Here is a 15,251-nt window from a genome sequence, read left to right on the forward strand (position 1 = left end):
CGATTATGCGCCGAGTTCTTTACGGATAATGTCGGCGCCGGCGCTCAGGGCGTTGAGCTTTCCGTTGGCAACCTGACGTGAGAGCGGGGCCATCCCGCAGTTTGTTGATGGCCACAGCTTGTCGGCATCGACAAACTGTAGCGCTTTACGCAGCGTATCGGCCACTTCCTCTGGCGTCTCAATGGTATTGGTCGCCACGTCAATGGCACCCACCATCACCTTTTTGCCGCGGATCAGTTCCAGCAGGTCCATCGGTACGCGGGAGTTGTGGCACTCCAGAGAGATGATGTCGATATTGGACGTCTGCAGTTTAGGGAAGGCTTCTTCATACTGCCGCCATTCTGAACCGAGCGTTTTTTTCCAGTCGGTATTGGCTTTGATGCCATACCCGTAGCAGATATGGACCGCGGTCTGGCAGCGCAGACCTTCGATGGCGCGTTCCAGCGCGGCAATACCCCAGTCGTTCACCTCATCAAAAAACACGTTAAAGGCCGGTTCATCAAACTGGATGATATCAACGCCTGCCGCTTCTAACTCTCTCGCTTCCTGATTGAGAATTTTGGCAAATTCCCAGGCCAGCTTTTCGCGGCTTTTATAGTGAGCGTCATAGAGGGTGTCGATCATGGTCATCGGGCCGGGCAGAGCCCACTTGATCGGTTTATCCGTGAGCTGGCGTAAATACTTTGCATCATCAACGAACACCGGTTTTTGACGCGCGACGGCATCCACCACGGTCGGCACGCTCGCGTCATAGCGGTTACGAATTCGCACGGTCTGGCGGTTCTCAAAATCAACGCCGCTGAGGTGTTCAATAAAGGTGGTGACGAAGTGCTGACGAGTCTGTTCCCCGTCGCTGACAATATCAATGCCCGCACGGATCTGCTCATCCAGAGATAAACGCAGCGCATCCTGTTTACCGGCAAGTAATTCCTGATCCTGCAATTTCCATGGCGACCAGAGCGTTTCGGGTTGCGCAAGCCAGGTTGGCTTAGGCAAACTGCCAGCCGTTGAAGTCGGGAGCAATGTTTTCATAGTAGAAGACCTTTATTATCGATTAATTAAAGCGTGTTGTGACCTGACCACTGCTCAAGAAGAGGTTTATAGGGCTTGATAAAATACGCTTCCGTAAATTTGCCCTGTTCAATTGCCAGCCGGCTGCGTTCTTCACGGTCATAAACAATTTTTGTTAATGAATGATCCTCATGATTCAGATCGGGCTGGTAGCATTCTCCGGCGGTCGAGTTCGCATTGTAAATTTCAGGGCGATAAATTTTCTGGAAAGTCTCCATGGTGCTGATGGTGCTAATCAACTCCAGGTTGGTGTAATCCCGTAATAAATCGCCGGTGAAATAAAACGCAAACGGCGCTGCGCTATTCTCAGGCATAAAGTAACGAACCTGCAGACCCATTTTCCCGAAATACTGCTCGGTTAAGGATGTACCGTCCGGACGATACTCGATGCCCAGCACCGGGTGCTGGTTGCCCGTGCGGCGGTAGGTGTCTTTGCTGGAGACGCTCAGGCAGATCACCGGTGCCTTTTTGAAGTTCTCTTTGTATTCAGGTGAGTTAACGAAATGCCGGAAAATAGTGCCGTGCAGCTCACCAAAATTATCCGGGATCGCGAAGCGGGACTGATTTTTATTGTGCTCCGGCAGCAAGACGCTGAAATCATAATCGCGGACATAGGACGAGAAATTATTTCCAACGATACCGTCGATGCGCTCATGGGTCTTTTTATCAACGATCGTTGTCTGCAATATTTCGATAGCCGGGAAGGGCTTCTCAGCGCCGATATGCAAATCCACAGAAATAATGTCCAGTTCGAGCGCATAGCGATCGGCTTTTGGGTTATCCCAGCGCGCTAACGCGTTAAAACGGTTATTCATCATCACCAGCGTATTTCGCAGGTTTTGCTGGCGTTTTTCGCCACGGGCCAGGTTGGCGAAGTTGGTGGTGGTACGCGTATTTTCTGAAGGGTTATAATTTTCATCAAAGCAACTACGCTTAAGGCTAAATGTAAAAGCATTACTCATCGTCGTTATACATCCTAAGTTCTTGTTGCTAAGAAGTTACCAATGCATAATTTATGCCTGAGCCCGTGACGGAGGGGAAGTGACTTAATTTCACTGCAACATGAGCTATCTTCATGAACAGCGCCTTTCCAGGTATAATCCCCAAAATTTCAATACGGTTTAGAAACGATCATGACAAAACTCACCCTACAAGAGCAGATGCTGAAAGCAGGCTTAGTCAGCAGTAAGAAGATGGCTAAAGTTCAGCGCACGGCCAAGAAATCGCGCGTTCAGGCCCGTGAAGCAAGGGAAGCAGTAGAAGAGAATAAAAAAGCGCAGCTCGAGCGTGACAAGCAGCTGAGCGAGCAGCAGAAGCAGGCGACGCTGGCGAAAGAGTTTAAAGCGCAGGTCAAGCAGCTGATCGAAATGAACCGCATCACCGTGACCAGAGGCACCATCGCCTTTAACTTTACCGACGGCAATCTCATCAAAAAAATCGAGGTCGACAAGCAGACGCAGGCCCAGCTGATCAATGGCCGCCTGGCGATTGCGCGTCTGGTGATTAATGCCAATGGCGACTGCGACTATGCGATTATCCCGGCAGTGGTGGCCGATAAAATCGCCCAGCGCGATGCCGAGAGTATCGTGTTAAACAGCGCCCTGAGTCAGGAAGAGCAGGATGAAGACGATCCGTACGCAGATTTCAAAATTCCTGACGATTTGATGTGGTAAGTCGCGCTTAAAACGGTGCGGCGTGACGGGCGTTAATTGCCTCTGCGCTCACCGGATGCACAAAATCCAGCTCGCTGGCGTGCAGCATCAGCCGCGGTATCTGTTCGGTGCCCGGCAGTGCAAGACCACCATACAGATCGCAGCCTAAAATAGGGTAGCCCAACTGCTGGCAGTGAATACGCAGCTGGTGGGTTCGCCCGGTCTCCGGGGTCAGTCTGACCCGCGTCAACGGCAGTGCCGCATCATAAAACCGGTCCATCACCTGATAGCGTGAGCGTGCGGGTTTGCCGGTAATTGCACAAATCGACATCAGCGGAAACAGCGCCGGATCTTTAGCAATCGGGGCATCAATCACTCCCTCGTCGTGTTCCACATGCCCGCAAAGCAGGGCGCTGTATACCTTTCGCACGGCGCGCTGGCTGAACTGGTGACAGAGGGCGGCGTTAATCGCTTTATTGCGCGCAATTACCATCAGCCCGGATGTACCGAAATCCAGACGATGCACCAGCGTGCAGCCGGGAAACGTCTGTACCAGTCGATAATGCACTGAATCGCGATTTTGCGGATTTTTGCCTGAAAGGCTGAGCAGACCGGAAGGCTTATTAATCAGGACCAGATGTTCGTCCTGCCAGAGGATCTCGATCTCGTCGTGACACGGTGGGGCAATAAAAGAATCTATAATCGCAGACATCAGACGGCCCGACAGAAGAGTGGGTGCGGATGATAGCGAATTTTTAGCGGCGGGGACAGAAAGAAACCCTCCCACCAGGCGGTGAGAGGGGGATGATTAAGCGGCTACGAGGCTGTCGATAGCGGCTTTCGCGTCGGTCTGCGCTTTGGTCGCAACTTCCGGGCCGTAGGCAATACCTTCAGCAAACACGAAATTCACGTCGGTAATACCGATGAAGCCCAGGAACAGAGTCAGGTACGGTGCAACCAGGTCAGTTGGGGTGTCTTTGTGAATACCGCCACGGCTGGTCAGTACAATCGCACGCTTACCTTTCACCAGACCTTCAGGGCCGTTTTCAGTGTAACGGAAGGTTACGCCGGCACGGGCCACCAGGTCGAAGTAGTTCTTCAGCTGAGTAGGGATGTTGAAGTTGTACATTGGCGCGTTGATCACGATAACGTCGTGCGCCTGCAGTTCAGCAATCAGCTCGTCAGAGAGGGCCAGGGCTTCCTGCTGACGTGGCGTCAGGGGAGCGTCGCTTGGACGCAGCGCGCCAACCAGTTCGCCATCCAGCACAGGAATCGGGTTTGCAGCCAGGTCACGCACGGTGATTTCATCAGCAGAATGCTGTTCACGCCACTGTTCAACGAAGTAGTCAGAGAGCTGACCAGACTGTGAGTACCCTGCCAGAATACTGGATTTCAATACTAATACTTTGCTCATGGGTGATTCCTGTTTTTGCATTTGATTGAAGGGGGTTGCCCCGTTGCTTGTTGACACTCTATTCACAATCCTGTCGCAGGGATAGCGCAATATATCGAAGTCTATGTTCGAATTTTTTGAATAAGGCACTCAAAGCGCCAATGTGATACTCTATAGCAATCATTAAAAAGAGATTTTACCCGGCAGTGCACTGCCCGTTAACGCTATGACAGAACAACAAAAATTAACCTTCCCGATGCTCCTGCAACAGCTTGATTCACTGATGCTGCGTGATAAACAGCGGTTTGCCCGCCGTCTGCACGGGGTGAAGAAGGTTAAAAATCCTGATGCACAACAGGCCATTTATCAGGAGATGGCGAAAGAGATTGAACAGGCGGCAGGGAAAGTCGTGCTGCGCGAAGCCGCACGTCCGGAGATTACCTACCCGGAAAACCTGCCGGTCAGTCAGAAAAAACAGGACATTCTTGAAGCCGTGCGCGATCACCAGGTGGTGATTGTCGCAGGGGAAACCGGTTCAGGGAAAACCACTCAGCTGCCGAAAATTTGTATGGAGCTGGGGCGTGGGGTGAAAGGGCTGATTGGTCACACCCAGCCGCGTCGTCTGGCGGCGCGTACCGTGGCGAACCGTATTGCCGAAGAGCTGCAAACGCAGCCCGGTGGCTGCATTGGGTATAAGGTGCGATTCAGCGACCACGTTAGCGATAACACCATGGTCAAGCTGATGACTGACGGTATTCTGCTGGCGGAAATCCAGCAGGATCGTCTGCTGATGCAGTACGACACGATCATTATCGATGAAGCGCACGAACGCAGCCTGAATATCGACTTCCTGCTCGGGTATCTGAAAGAACTGTTACCGCGTCGCCCGGACCTGAAAATTATCATCACCTCCGCCACCATCGATCCGGAGCGTTTCTCAAAGCATTTCAACAATGCGCCGATTATCGAGGTCTCTGGCCGAACGTATCCGGTGGAGGTGCGCTATCGCCCGATAGTGGAAGACGCGGACGATACCGAGCGCGACCAGCTGCAGGCCATCTTTGATGCCGTCGACGAGCTGGGAAATGAAAGCGCGGGCGACATTCTGATTTTCCTGAGCGGCGAACGGGAAATTCGCGATACCGCTGACGCCCTCAGCAAGCGCGATCTTCGCCATACCGAAATTCTGCCGCTGTATGCGCGCCTGTCAAACAGCGAACAAAACCGCGTGTTTCAGCCGCACAGCGGACGTCGTATTGTGCTCGCCACCAACGTGGCGGAAACCTCGCTTACCGTGCCGGGCATCAAATATGTGATTGACCCGGGTACGGCACGTATCAGCCGCTACAGCTACCGCACCAAAGTGCAGCGCCTGCCAATTGAGCCGGTTTCTCAGGCTTCCGCTAATCAGCGTAAAGGGCGCTGCGGCCGTGTGTCGGAAGGGATCTGTATTCGCCTCTATTCCGAGGACGATTTCCTGTCGCGACCGGAGTTTACTGACCCGGAAATTCTGCGCACCAACCTGGCGTCGGTCATCCTGCAGATGACTGCGCTAGGGCTTGGCGACATCGCCGCGTTCCCGTTTGTCGAAGCGCCGGACAAGCGCAATATTCAGGACGGCGTGCGCCTGCTGGAAGAGCTGGGTGCCATCACCACCGACGAGCAGGCTAGCGCCTATAAACTGACGCCGCTGGGCCGTCAGCTCAGCCAGCTGCCGGTTGACCCGCGGCTGGCGCGCATGGTGCTGGAAGCACAGAAACACGGCTGTGTGCGTGAAGCAATGATCATTACCTCCGCGCTCTCGATTCAGGATCCGCGCGAGCGTCCGATGGACAAGCAGCAGGCGTCTGATGAAAAACACCGTCGGTTCCACGATAAAGAGTCCGACTTCCTCGCCTTTGTGAACCTGTGGAACTACCTCGGCGAGCAGCAGAAAGCGCTGTCGTCGAACCAGTTCCGCCGCCAGTGCCGCGTCGATTTCCTCAATTATCTGCGCGTGCGCGAGTGGCAGGATATCTACACGCAGCTGCGTCAGGTGGTGAAAGAGCTGGGCATTCCGGTTAACAGTGAACCGGCGGAGTACCGCGAAATTCACATTGCGTTGCTGACCGGGCTGCTCTCCCATATCGGGATGAAGGATGCCGACAAGCAGGAGTATACCGGGGCGCGTAACGCCCGTTTCTCCATCTTCCCGGGGTCCGGTTTATTCAAGAAACCGCCTAAATGGACCATGGTGGCCGAACTGGTGGAAACCAGCCGCCTGTGGGGCCGCATTGCGGCGCGCATTGATCCCGAATGGGTTGAACCTGTTGCCCAGCACCTGCTGAAGCGCTCATACAGTGAACCGCACTGGGAGCGCGCGCAGGGCGCGGTGATGGCGACCGAAAAAGTGACCGTTTACGGTCTGCCGGTGGTTGGCGCGCGCAAGGTTAACTACAGCCAGATAGATCCCGCGTTGTGCCGCGAGTTGTTTATTCGTCACGCGCTGGTGGAGGGCGACTGGCAGACGCGTCATGCATTCTTCCGTGAAAACCTCAAACTGCGTGCCGAAGTGGAAGAGCTTGAGCATAAATCCCGTCGCCGCGACATTCTGGTCGACGACGAGGCGCTGTTTGAGTTTTACGACCAGCGTATCAGCCACGATGTGATTTCTGCCCGCCACTTCGACAGCTGGTGGAAGAAGGCCAGCAAAGAGACCCCGGACCTGCTCAACTTTGAAAAGAGCATGTTGATCAAAGAGGGAGCGGAGTCGGTCAGCAAACTCGATTACCCGAACTTCTGGCATCAGGGCTCTCTCAAGCTGCGTCTGACCTATCAGTTTGAGCCGGGCGCGGATGCGGATGGCGTCACCGTACACATTCCGCTGCCGCTGTTAAACCAGGTCGAAGAGAGCGGATTCGAGTGGCAAATTCCGGGGCTGCGTCGCGAGCTGGTGATTGCGCTGATCAAATCGCTGCCAAAACCGGTGCGTCGTAACTTTGTGCCTGCGCCAAACTATGCCGAAGCGTTTTTATGCCGCGTAACGCCGCTGGAGTTGCCGCTGCTGGATTCGCTGGAGCGTGAGCTCAGGCGCATGACGGGCGTAACCGTCGACCGCGACGACTGGCACTGGGATCAGGTGCCCGATCACCTGAAAATCAGCTTCCGCGTGGTGGACGACAAAAACAAAAAGCTGCAGGAAGGCCGATCGCTGACCGAACTGAAAGAGGCGCTGAAAGGTAAAGTCCAGGAGACGCTTTCTGCGGTAGCTGATGACGGTATCGAGCAGAGCGGATTGCACATCTGGAGCTTTGGAGAGCTTCCGGAAAGCTATGAGCAAAAACGCGGCAACTACAGGGTGAAGGCCTGGCCTGCACTGGTAGATGAGCGTGACAGCGTGGCCATCAAACTCTTTGATAATCCACAGGAACAACAGCAGATGATGTGGCGTGGTCTGCGTCGTTTGCTGCTGCTTAATATTCCGTCACCGATTAAATATCTGCACGAGAAGTTACCGAACAAAGCCAAGCTTGGCCTCTACTTTAACCCGTACGGTAAAGTGCTGGATCTGATTGACGACTGCATCTCCTGTGGCGTGGACAAGCTTATCCACGAGGCGGGCGGTCCGGTCTGGTCAGAAGCGGAGTTTGCGGTACTGCATGAGAAAGTCAGGGCAGAACTGAACGACACCGTGGTCGACATTGCGAAACAGGTCGAGCAGATCCTCACCACCGTGTTCAATATCAACAAACGCCTGAAAGGGCGCGTGGATATGACCATGGCGCTGGGGCTGTCGGACGTGAAAGCGCAGATGGCCGGGTTAGTGTACCGTGGATTCGTTACCGGCAACGGCTTCAAACGCCTTGGCGATACGTTGCGTTATCTGCAGGCGATCGAAAAACGTCTGGAGAAAATGGCTATCGATCCGCATCGTGACCGCGCGCAGATGCTGAAAGTGGAAAGCGTGCAGAAGGCATGGCAGCAGTGGCTCAACAAATTGCCGCCGGCGCGCCGTGACGATGAAGACGTGCAGGCGATCCGCTGGATGATCGAAGAGCTGCGCGTCAGCTTCTTTGCCCAGCAGCTCGGAACGCCGTATCCCATTTCGGATAAACGTATTTTGCAGGCAATGGAGCAGATTTCGGCGTAACGTCGGGTGTTCGCCCTCTCTCTGTGAGAGAGGGCATCTGCGTTTAGCGATTCACCACGGCCAGGGTAAAGCCATCCCATCCTTTACTGCCCACCGTTTGTAGCGCGGTCGCCGTCAGGCGCGGGTTATCCCCGATCATCTCAATAAATCGTCTGACGCCCTGTACGCGGGCATCGTCACTTTGCGCGTTAATCACTTCGCCGTCACGAACCACATTATCCCCGACGATCAGCGTTCCCGGGCGTGAGTAGTACAGTGCCCACTCCAGATACCCCGGATTGTTTGGCTTATCGGCATCGATAAAGATCAGGTCGAACGGTGGAACATCACCGACGTGTTCAAGAGAGTGCAGCGCAGGGCCTTCAATGAGCTCAATCCGATCGCTGAGCCCCGCCAGCTGGATATTCTGACGTGCAACGCGGGCATGGATGGGGTCCGCTTCGAGGGTGATCAACTTCCCGTCAGGTGGCAGCGCACGCGCCATCCAGATAGTGCTGTAGGCGCCCAGCGTGCCGATTTCAAGGATCCGCCGTGCCTGCGTCATGCGGACAAAAAGCGCCAGCAGCTGCCCCTGATTGGCTGCGACATCATGTTCGGGTAAACCAGCTCGCTGGTTGTTTTCCAGCACCCGCTGGAGGATATCATCCTCGGGAATGAGTGAAGAGATCATGTAATTATCGACTGCAGACCACTGTTGTTGCATAGATTGACTCCTGAGTGGCAAACACCGGGTTGCGCTGCGATCCGGTTTTCGCCCTCTCCATGCCGGAGAGGGCTTGTGGGGTATCAGGTCACGCGTTGCTCCAGCCTCCGCCCAGTGCTCTGTACAAATCAACCTGCGCCAGCAGCAGGTTATTTTTGACCTGCACGACGCTGGTTTGTACCGAGAACAGCGTGCGCTGGGCATCCAGCACATCCAGGTACGACGAATAGCCGTTGCGATAGCGGTTTTGCGCTATGCGCAGCGTCTCTTGCGCCACATCTTGTTGGGCAAGCAGCTCCGTCAGTTGTTCCTGATAGCGCGTGATAGCATCAAGACTGTTATTGACCTCGGCAAAGGCGTTACGGACGGTTTTTTCATAACTGTAAAGCGCCTGGTTGCGCTGGGACTGCGAAATATCCACCTGTGCGTTCAGCGCCTGGCGGTTGAGCAGCGGAGCAAGAATGCTGCCGCCGACGCTCCAGAGCTGCAGCGGGTTGTCGAGTAAGCCGGAGAGCGTGCGATCCTGTATCGATCCGGTTGCGGTCAGGTTGATCGACGGCAGCAGGCTGGCGCTTGAGGCAGCCAGCGAGGCATCAGCCGCAACCAGTTGCTTTTCAGCCTGCACAATATCCGGACGGCGATTAAGCAGCGAGGAGGGCAGTTGCGAGGGCAATGTCAGGGGCGTCAGGGCCGCGAAGTTTTCACTGCGCGCGACCTCGCCCGGGTTGCTCCCCAGCAGCAGGCTCAGGGCGTTCTCCTGCTGTGCAATCTGATGCTGCAGCAGGGGAACCTGCGCCCGCGTGGAGCGCAGTTCGGAGTCGGACTGCATCAGCTCCAGGCGTGAACTGTAGCCCGTTTCAAACTGGCGTTTAGCGAGAGTGAATGCCTCTTCCCGAGACTTCAGCGTGGAGCGGGTGACGCGAAGCTGTTCATCGAGGGACAGCAGGGTGATATAGCCGGAGGCGACCGAGGATGCCACGGTAAGATCTGCCGCCGCCGCCGCGGCTTTCTGCGCGTCCAGCGAGGCTTCAGCCGCATTCGCGGTGCTGCGGTTTACGCCCCAGATATCGACATCATAGCTGGCGGTGAGGCTGCCTTTATACAGGCTGCTGTAGATCGGCAGACCGGTGGCAGCAGATTGTGTCCGCGCGCGGGTGCCCGTGACGCCAGCATCCAGCGACGGAAACAGGCTGCCGTCGGCCGCGTAGACCCGTGCCTGATACTCGTTAATCCGTTCGCGGGCAATCAGCACGTCGCTGTTGTTCTTAAGCGCCAGGTCCACATAGCGGTTCAGATTATTGTCGTGGAAATTACGCCACCAGAGCTGTTCTGCAGGGCTTGCCGGGCCTGCTGTTGCTCGCCATTGCGTGGGGATGTGCAGCGACGGCTGCGCCGGTTTCACGTCGACCGACTGGCAACCGGCCAGCACGGTCATGATCATCAGAACGGCTATCGGGCGAAGGGTCATTGCTTCGCCTCCCGCGTATCAATGGTCACCTGCACCGACATGCCCGGACGCAGAAGCTGATAGGCTTCCTGGTCACCCAATACTTCAATTCGCACCGGAATACGCTGGGCAATTTTGACAAAGTTACCCGTGGCGTTATCCGGCGTGATGGCGCTGAACTCAACGCCGGTTGCCGGAGAGATGCTCTCCACGCGGCCCTGATAGGCCTTATCATTTAATGCATCGACGGTGAATTTCACCGGCTGACCCACCCGAAGCTCCGCCAGCTGCGTCTCTTTAATATTGGCGATCACCCAGTGCTGAGGCGGCACGAGGGTGGTGAGGTGGGTTCCGGCGGTAACGTAAGCGCCCAGACGAACGGCGATCTGACCAAGCTGGCCGTCGCGAGGCGCCACAATGCGCGTGTTTTGCAGGTCAATTTGCGCCAGCTCCAGCGCCGCTTTGGCGTTTTCCACATCCGCCTCCAGCGCGCCGCGATTGACGATCACCGTTTGCAGATCCTGGCGCGACATTTCCAGCGTGGCTTTCGCCTGGTCAATGTCGGCGCTGCCCTGGGCTGCGCTTGCCAGCGCGGCGTCGCGCTCACGGATAGACAGTGAACCATCCGCCGTCAGGTCCTTTACGCGTTTCAAATCCGCCTGGGATTTCAGACTCTGGGCGCGGGCATTTTTCAGAGCCGCTTCGTTTTTGGCGATCACCGCTTCGGCGCTTTTGCGCTGTTGCAGGTTGTTGTTCAGGGCGGCAATCTTCATCGCCAGCTGCGCTTCGGCCTGATGCACCCGCTGGCGGTAGATACGGTCATCAATCTGCAGCAGCAGCTCGCCCTTTTTGACCCGGTCGAAATCCTGCACCTTCACCTCAGTGATATAGCCGTTAACCTGCGGGCTGATAAAGGTCGTCTGTCCGCGCACGTAGGCATTATCAGTAAACTGCGAGTGGCGGGTGAACGGGGGTAGCTGCCAGGCGTAGAGGATCACCAGTACGCCGACAATACCGATTGCCGCCGCGGTGAAAACCGAAACGATACGGACATTTTTACGGGTGTTGGCCTGCTCTTTAGCGGCATCCTGCTGACTCATAACATCTCCAGAGAAATCATCTTCATATTCATTACTTGTTGCCTGTTGCCTTCTTCAGGGCCATACGGGCAGTCAGGCGCAGGCGCAGCAAGCGCCATAAAATCCAGACCAGGGTGGCGGCGGCGATGCTCGCCGTCAGTAAATAAGTATCGTTATAAGCCAGAATATTTGCCTCAAGCGTTGAAACCGTTTGCAGCTGGGTGATGGCCTGGGTACCCAGCAGCGAGCTGTCGCCAATCAGGTTCCGGTACAGCCCGGTGTAAGCCTGAATACGGTCATTCACCAGCGGGTTCAGGGTTGTGAGCTGATCGGCCAGCATGCTGGAGTGGTATTTCTCGCGCCAGGTCTGGAAGGTCCCCAGGATGGCAGAGCCGAGCAGGCCGCCGAGGTTCTGGCTCATGCCAAACATCACCGAGAAGCTCACCAGGTTGCGCGGATCGGCGATAACCCCGCCAATCGCGGCCAGCATGGCGGGCGCGAGGAAGAAGGCGCTGCCGAAGCCCAGCAGGAACTGGCTTAGCATCAGCTGGTCCGGGCGGGTCAGGTTGTTCGACTGGCTGTCCAGCAGGGAGGCAACAATCATAAGCGCCAGCGAGGTAATGATCGGCCACGCCAGTTTTGTGGGCTTGATGGTCAAACAGCTGGTCACAATCCCGCAGACAATACCGGCAAAAATAGACCACGCCAGGTGGGTCATCTGCTCATTCTGCAGGCCGACATACTGCAGCCAGCCGATAACGCCGGTGTTTTGCTCCGCCAGCACGATGCGGATCAGCAGCATAATGAGCCCGAGACGCACGATGCTGCCGCTCGACAACCAGCGGGTATTCAGCAACGGGTTAGAACGGTTATGTTCAAACACGATCGCAGACACGATTAATACCAGCGCTAATGCCAGCGACCAGCCGATCCACGGCGCTTCAAACCACCAGTAAAGACGGCCTAAGGAGAGCACCGCGCAGAGCAGCGCCATCCCCGGGGCCAGTAAAAAGAAGGTGATGAAGTCTTTTTTCTCGAAGACCTTGCGCCGGTCGCCAGGAGGCAATTTCAACGCTATCACGCAGGCCAGTGAAATGAGCGCCAGCCCGAGCTCAAAGAAGTAAAGCCCGCGCCACTCGTCAAGCTGCAGCAGCTCGGTCGAAAAGAGGCGGGCGAGGGGGATGGCGAGCGATGACCCGGTAATCCCGATGGTCAGTGCCTTCAGACGGTGTTTCGCGGGCCAGGCCTGTATCTGGTAGTAAATACCGAGGGAGCTGAGCGCGGCGGCCACCATCCCGTGTGCGGCACGCACCATCAGCGCGGAGCTGAGATCGTTTACAAACAGGTGGAAAAAGGTGACCAGCACATACAGCACCAGAAAACCTTCCGTGAAGGCGCGCAAACCATACTGCTGGCGGAATTTCACCAGCAGCAGGTTGATGGAGATGTTGGTCATCACATACACCGCCGGGAGCCAGGCGATTTCTGTCGACCAGGCCCCGAAGGTTCCCTGCAGATTTTGCAGATTGGCGGTGACCACCGCATTACCCAGCGCCCCCGTCAGGCACACCAGCAGACCGACAACCCCGTAGGCAATCCGTTTTGGCGTGCTGTGTTCTGGCGTGGAGGGCGAACCCAACAGGGCGGGTTTCTCATGAGGCTGCCACTCGCGAGGAGCATAAGGGTCGCGTTCGGGCAGGCGCATAACGTCTTTTACCTTAGAAAAAATTGAATAATGAGTGGGCTAACGATTCTACGTTTGCCGCAAATGATAATTCAAGTGAATATGATTTTCGCAGGTTAATCAAATGTTGAAGAACAGGTTAAGGAAAAAGAGCGGCCCGGGAGGCCGTTGTTTTGTCGATCTGAAGTCGTTAATCTGAACCTGAGCAACTGAGGACATCACCATGGTTCAGACGCATTTTCCCCTTCTGCCGGAGTCAACCCTGGCGGCGATCAACACGGTCGGCCAGTGGCTGGCACAGGATGATTTGGGCGATACCCGCGACGTGGCGGCTGTTGACAGGGTTATTCTGGCCGGAAACGCGGTGATGCCGACCATCGACGCTGCCTGCCGTATTGCCGCTGAACACGACGTTCCGTTACTGATTAGCGGAGGGATTGGCCATTCGACCGCGTTTTTGTATGCGGCCATCGCTCAGCATCCGCGTTATCACACTGTCCCGGTAACGGGGCGAGCGGAAGCAAGCATTCTGGCCGATATTGCCCGCCAGTTCTGGCAGATCCCTGATGCGCACGTGTGGGTTGACGATCAATCAACCAACTGCGGAGAAAACGCGCGTTTTAGCTGGAACATGCTCAAACAGCATCAACAGACGTCCGGGCGCGTGCTGGTCGTGCAGGATCCGACCATGCAGCGCCGCACGATGGCAACCTTTGCCCGCGTGTGCCGTGACGAGTCTGCTTCGCCGCAGTGGGTCAGCCACCCGGGCTATACACCGGTGCTGAAAAATGGCGAAAACGGGCTGGTGTTCAGCGGGGAGAGTGCTGGTCTCTGGCCGGTAGAGCGTTATCTCTCGCTCATTTTAGGCGAGCTTCCGCGACTCTGTGATGACATGAACGGCTATGGCCCGGCCGGGCGTGATTTTATTGCACACGTTGAATTCCCCGACGAGGTGACTGCAGCGTGGGCACGGTTAAAGCAGGATCCTGTGCTTACGGATGCCCTGAACCACCGGTCGCTTCTCTGAGCAGAGGCCGTTTGCGGTATTCCCCTCTCCGCGGAGAGGGGACAGGCATTACAGCGAGGCGAATTTGTCCAGCGTGCGCACCAGCTGGGTGACGAAACCGTATTCGTTGTCATACCAGGCGACGGTTTTCACCAGTTGCAGATCGCCAGCCTCTGATACCTCGGTCTGTGTGGCGTCAAAGACAGAACCAAAGTGAGAGCCAATCACATCAGACGAAACAATCTCTTCATCGGTATAACCAAAAGATTTATTCCCCTGTGTCGCTTTTTTCAGCGCGGCGTTGATCTCCTCAACGGTGACCTTTTTACCCAGAATCGAGACCAACTCGGTTACTGAACCGGTTTTCACCGGTACGCGCTGGGCGTGGCCTTTCAGCTTGCCGCTGAGGGCCGGAATCACCAGACCGATGGCTTTGGCCGCCCCGGTGGTGTGCGGAATGATATTCTCCGCCGCGGCGCGTGAGGCGCGAAGATCTTTCCCGCGCGGGCCATCCACCAGCGCCTGCGTGCCGGTATAGGCGTGAATGGTTGTCATGGTGCCCACTTTTATTTCAAACGCATCGTGCAGGGCTTTTGCCAGTGGGGCGAGGCAGTTGGTGGTACAGGAAGCAACGGAGATAATCGTATCACTGGCGTCAATAGTATCGTCATTCACGTTATACACGATGGTTTTCATCTCACCGGCAGGGGCAGAGATCAGCACTTTTTTGGCACCGGCCTCAAGGTGGGCCTGTGATTTTTCTGCCGACGTGTAGAAGCCGGTGCATTCCACGACGATATCGACGCCCGCGGCTTTCCACGGGATATGTTTTGCCTCTTTTTCGGCGTACACGGCGATAGTTTTTCCGTCAACAATCAGGGCGTCTTCGGTGAAATCTACGCTCCACGGGAAGCCACCGTAGTTGGAATCATGCCTGAGCAGATAAGCCAGTACTTTGGGAGAGGTGAGATCGTTGATGGCGACGACGGTGTTGCTGTCCTGGGTTTCAAGAAGGCGACGCAGGACAAGGCGTCCTATGCGTCCAAATCCGTTAATGCCAATTTTACTCATGGTGTACTCCTGTGAA

12 protein-coding genes are annotated in these 15,251 nt (G+C 55.9%); 3 read left to right on the top strand and 9 right to left on the bottom strand.

Annotated elements, in window-relative coordinates; translation table 11 throughout:
* Positions 1–3 precede the first annotated feature (3 nt).
* Positions 4–1,032 (bottom strand): methionine synthase, encoded by a 1,029-nt coding sequence (locus AC2FAP_RS05310; RefSeq protein WP_025204256.1) that lies wholly within the window; start codon positions 1,030–1,032, stop codon positions 4–6.
* A 26-nt stretch (positions 1,033–1,058) separates the two neighbouring features.
* Positions 1,059–2,033: a DUF1852 domain-containing protein gene (locus AC2FAP_RS05315; RefSeq protein ID WP_014169967.1), complete on the bottom strand. Its 975-nt coding sequence runs from the start codon at positions 2,031–2,033 to the stop codon at positions 1,059–1,061.
* Positions 2,034–2,204: 171 nt separating this feature from the next.
* Here AC2FAP_RS05315 and AC2FAP_RS05320 point away from each other — a divergent pair, with 171 nt between their 5' ends.
* Positions 2,205–2,744, top strand: coding sequence for a DUF2058 domain-containing protein (locus AC2FAP_RS05320; protein WP_014169968.1), 540 nt, complete (start codon positions 2,205–2,207; stop codon positions 2,742–2,744).
* Positions 2,745–2,751: 7 nt separating this feature from the next.
* On the opposite strand, the gene AC2FAP_RS05325 is transcribed toward AC2FAP_RS05320, so the two are convergent.
* Both AC2FAP_RS05325 and azoR read right to left on the bottom strand, forming a co-directional pair.
* Positions 2,752–3,435 (bottom strand): RluA family pseudouridine synthase, encoded by a 684-nt coding sequence (locus tag AC2FAP_RS05325; RefSeq protein WP_032678112.1) that lies wholly within the window; start codon positions 3,433–3,435, stop codon positions 2,752–2,754.
* A gap of 96 nt (positions 3,436–3,531) precedes the next feature.
* A complete protein-coding gene (azoR, locus tag AC2FAP_RS05330) occupies positions 3,532–4,137 on the bottom strand; it encodes an FMN-dependent NADH-azoreductase (RefSeq protein WP_017693462.1) in 606 nt (201 codons plus the stop codon).
* Between the two features lie 205 nt (positions 4,138–4,342).
* Between azoR and hrpA the strand changes: the two genes are divergently transcribed.
* The gene (gene hrpA, locus AC2FAP_RS05335) at positions 4,343–8,245 is read left to right on the top strand and encodes an ATP-dependent RNA helicase HrpA (protein ID WP_449541633.1); all 3,903 of its coding nucleotides are present in this window, start codon (positions 4,343–4,345) and stop codon (positions 8,243–8,245) included.
* Positions 8,246–8,288: 43 nt separating this feature from the next.
* Here hrpA and AC2FAP_RS05340 read toward each other — a convergent pair whose 3' ends face one another.
* From AC2FAP_RS05340 to AC2FAP_RS05355, 4 genes are all read right to left on the bottom strand, one after another.
* Positions 8,289–8,948, bottom strand: a complete 660-nt coding sequence (locus AC2FAP_RS05340) for an O-methyltransferase (RefSeq protein WP_032681065.1) — start codon at positions 8,946–8,948, stop codon at positions 8,289–8,291.
* Between the two features lie 88 nt (positions 8,949–9,036).
* Positions 9,037–10,416, bottom strand: coding sequence for an efflux transporter outer membrane subunit (locus AC2FAP_RS05345; RefSeq protein WP_044866485.1), 1,380 nt, complete (start codon positions 10,414–10,416; stop codon positions 9,037–9,039).
* Positions 10,413–11,495: an HlyD family secretion protein gene (locus AC2FAP_RS05350; RefSeq protein ID WP_014169974.1), complete on the bottom strand. Its 1,083-nt coding sequence runs from the start codon at positions 11,493–11,495 to the stop codon at positions 10,413–10,415. The genes AC2FAP_RS05345 and AC2FAP_RS05350 overlap by 4 nt, the downstream gene beginning before the upstream one ends.
* Positions 11,496–11,526: 31 nt before the next feature.
* Positions 11,527–13,179: an MFS transporter gene (locus tag AC2FAP_RS05355; protein ID WP_044866484.1), complete on the bottom strand. Its 1,653-nt coding sequence runs from the start codon at positions 13,177–13,179 to the stop codon at positions 11,527–11,529.
* Positions 13,180–13,381: 202 nt separating this feature from the next.
* Here AC2FAP_RS05355 and AC2FAP_RS05360 point away from each other — a divergent pair, with 202 nt between their 5' ends.
* Complete coding sequence (locus AC2FAP_RS05360; RefSeq protein ID WP_086463409.1) at positions 13,382–14,185, top strand: YdcF family protein; 804 nt, start codon at positions 13,382–13,384, stop codon at positions 14,183–14,185.
* Between the two features lie 48 nt (positions 14,186–14,233).
* Here the strand turns inward: AC2FAP_RS05360 and gap are convergent, their stop codons facing one another.
* Entirely contained in the window at positions 14,234–15,235 is a 1,002-nt protein-coding gene (gene gap, locus AC2FAP_RS05365) for a type I glyceraldehyde-3-phosphate dehydrogenase (RefSeq protein WP_020884211.1), read from the bottom strand.
* Positions 15,236–15,251 lie beyond the last annotated feature (16 nt).

The sequence above is a fragment of the Enterobacter cloacae complex sp. 394I7 genome (assembly GCF_057320345.1).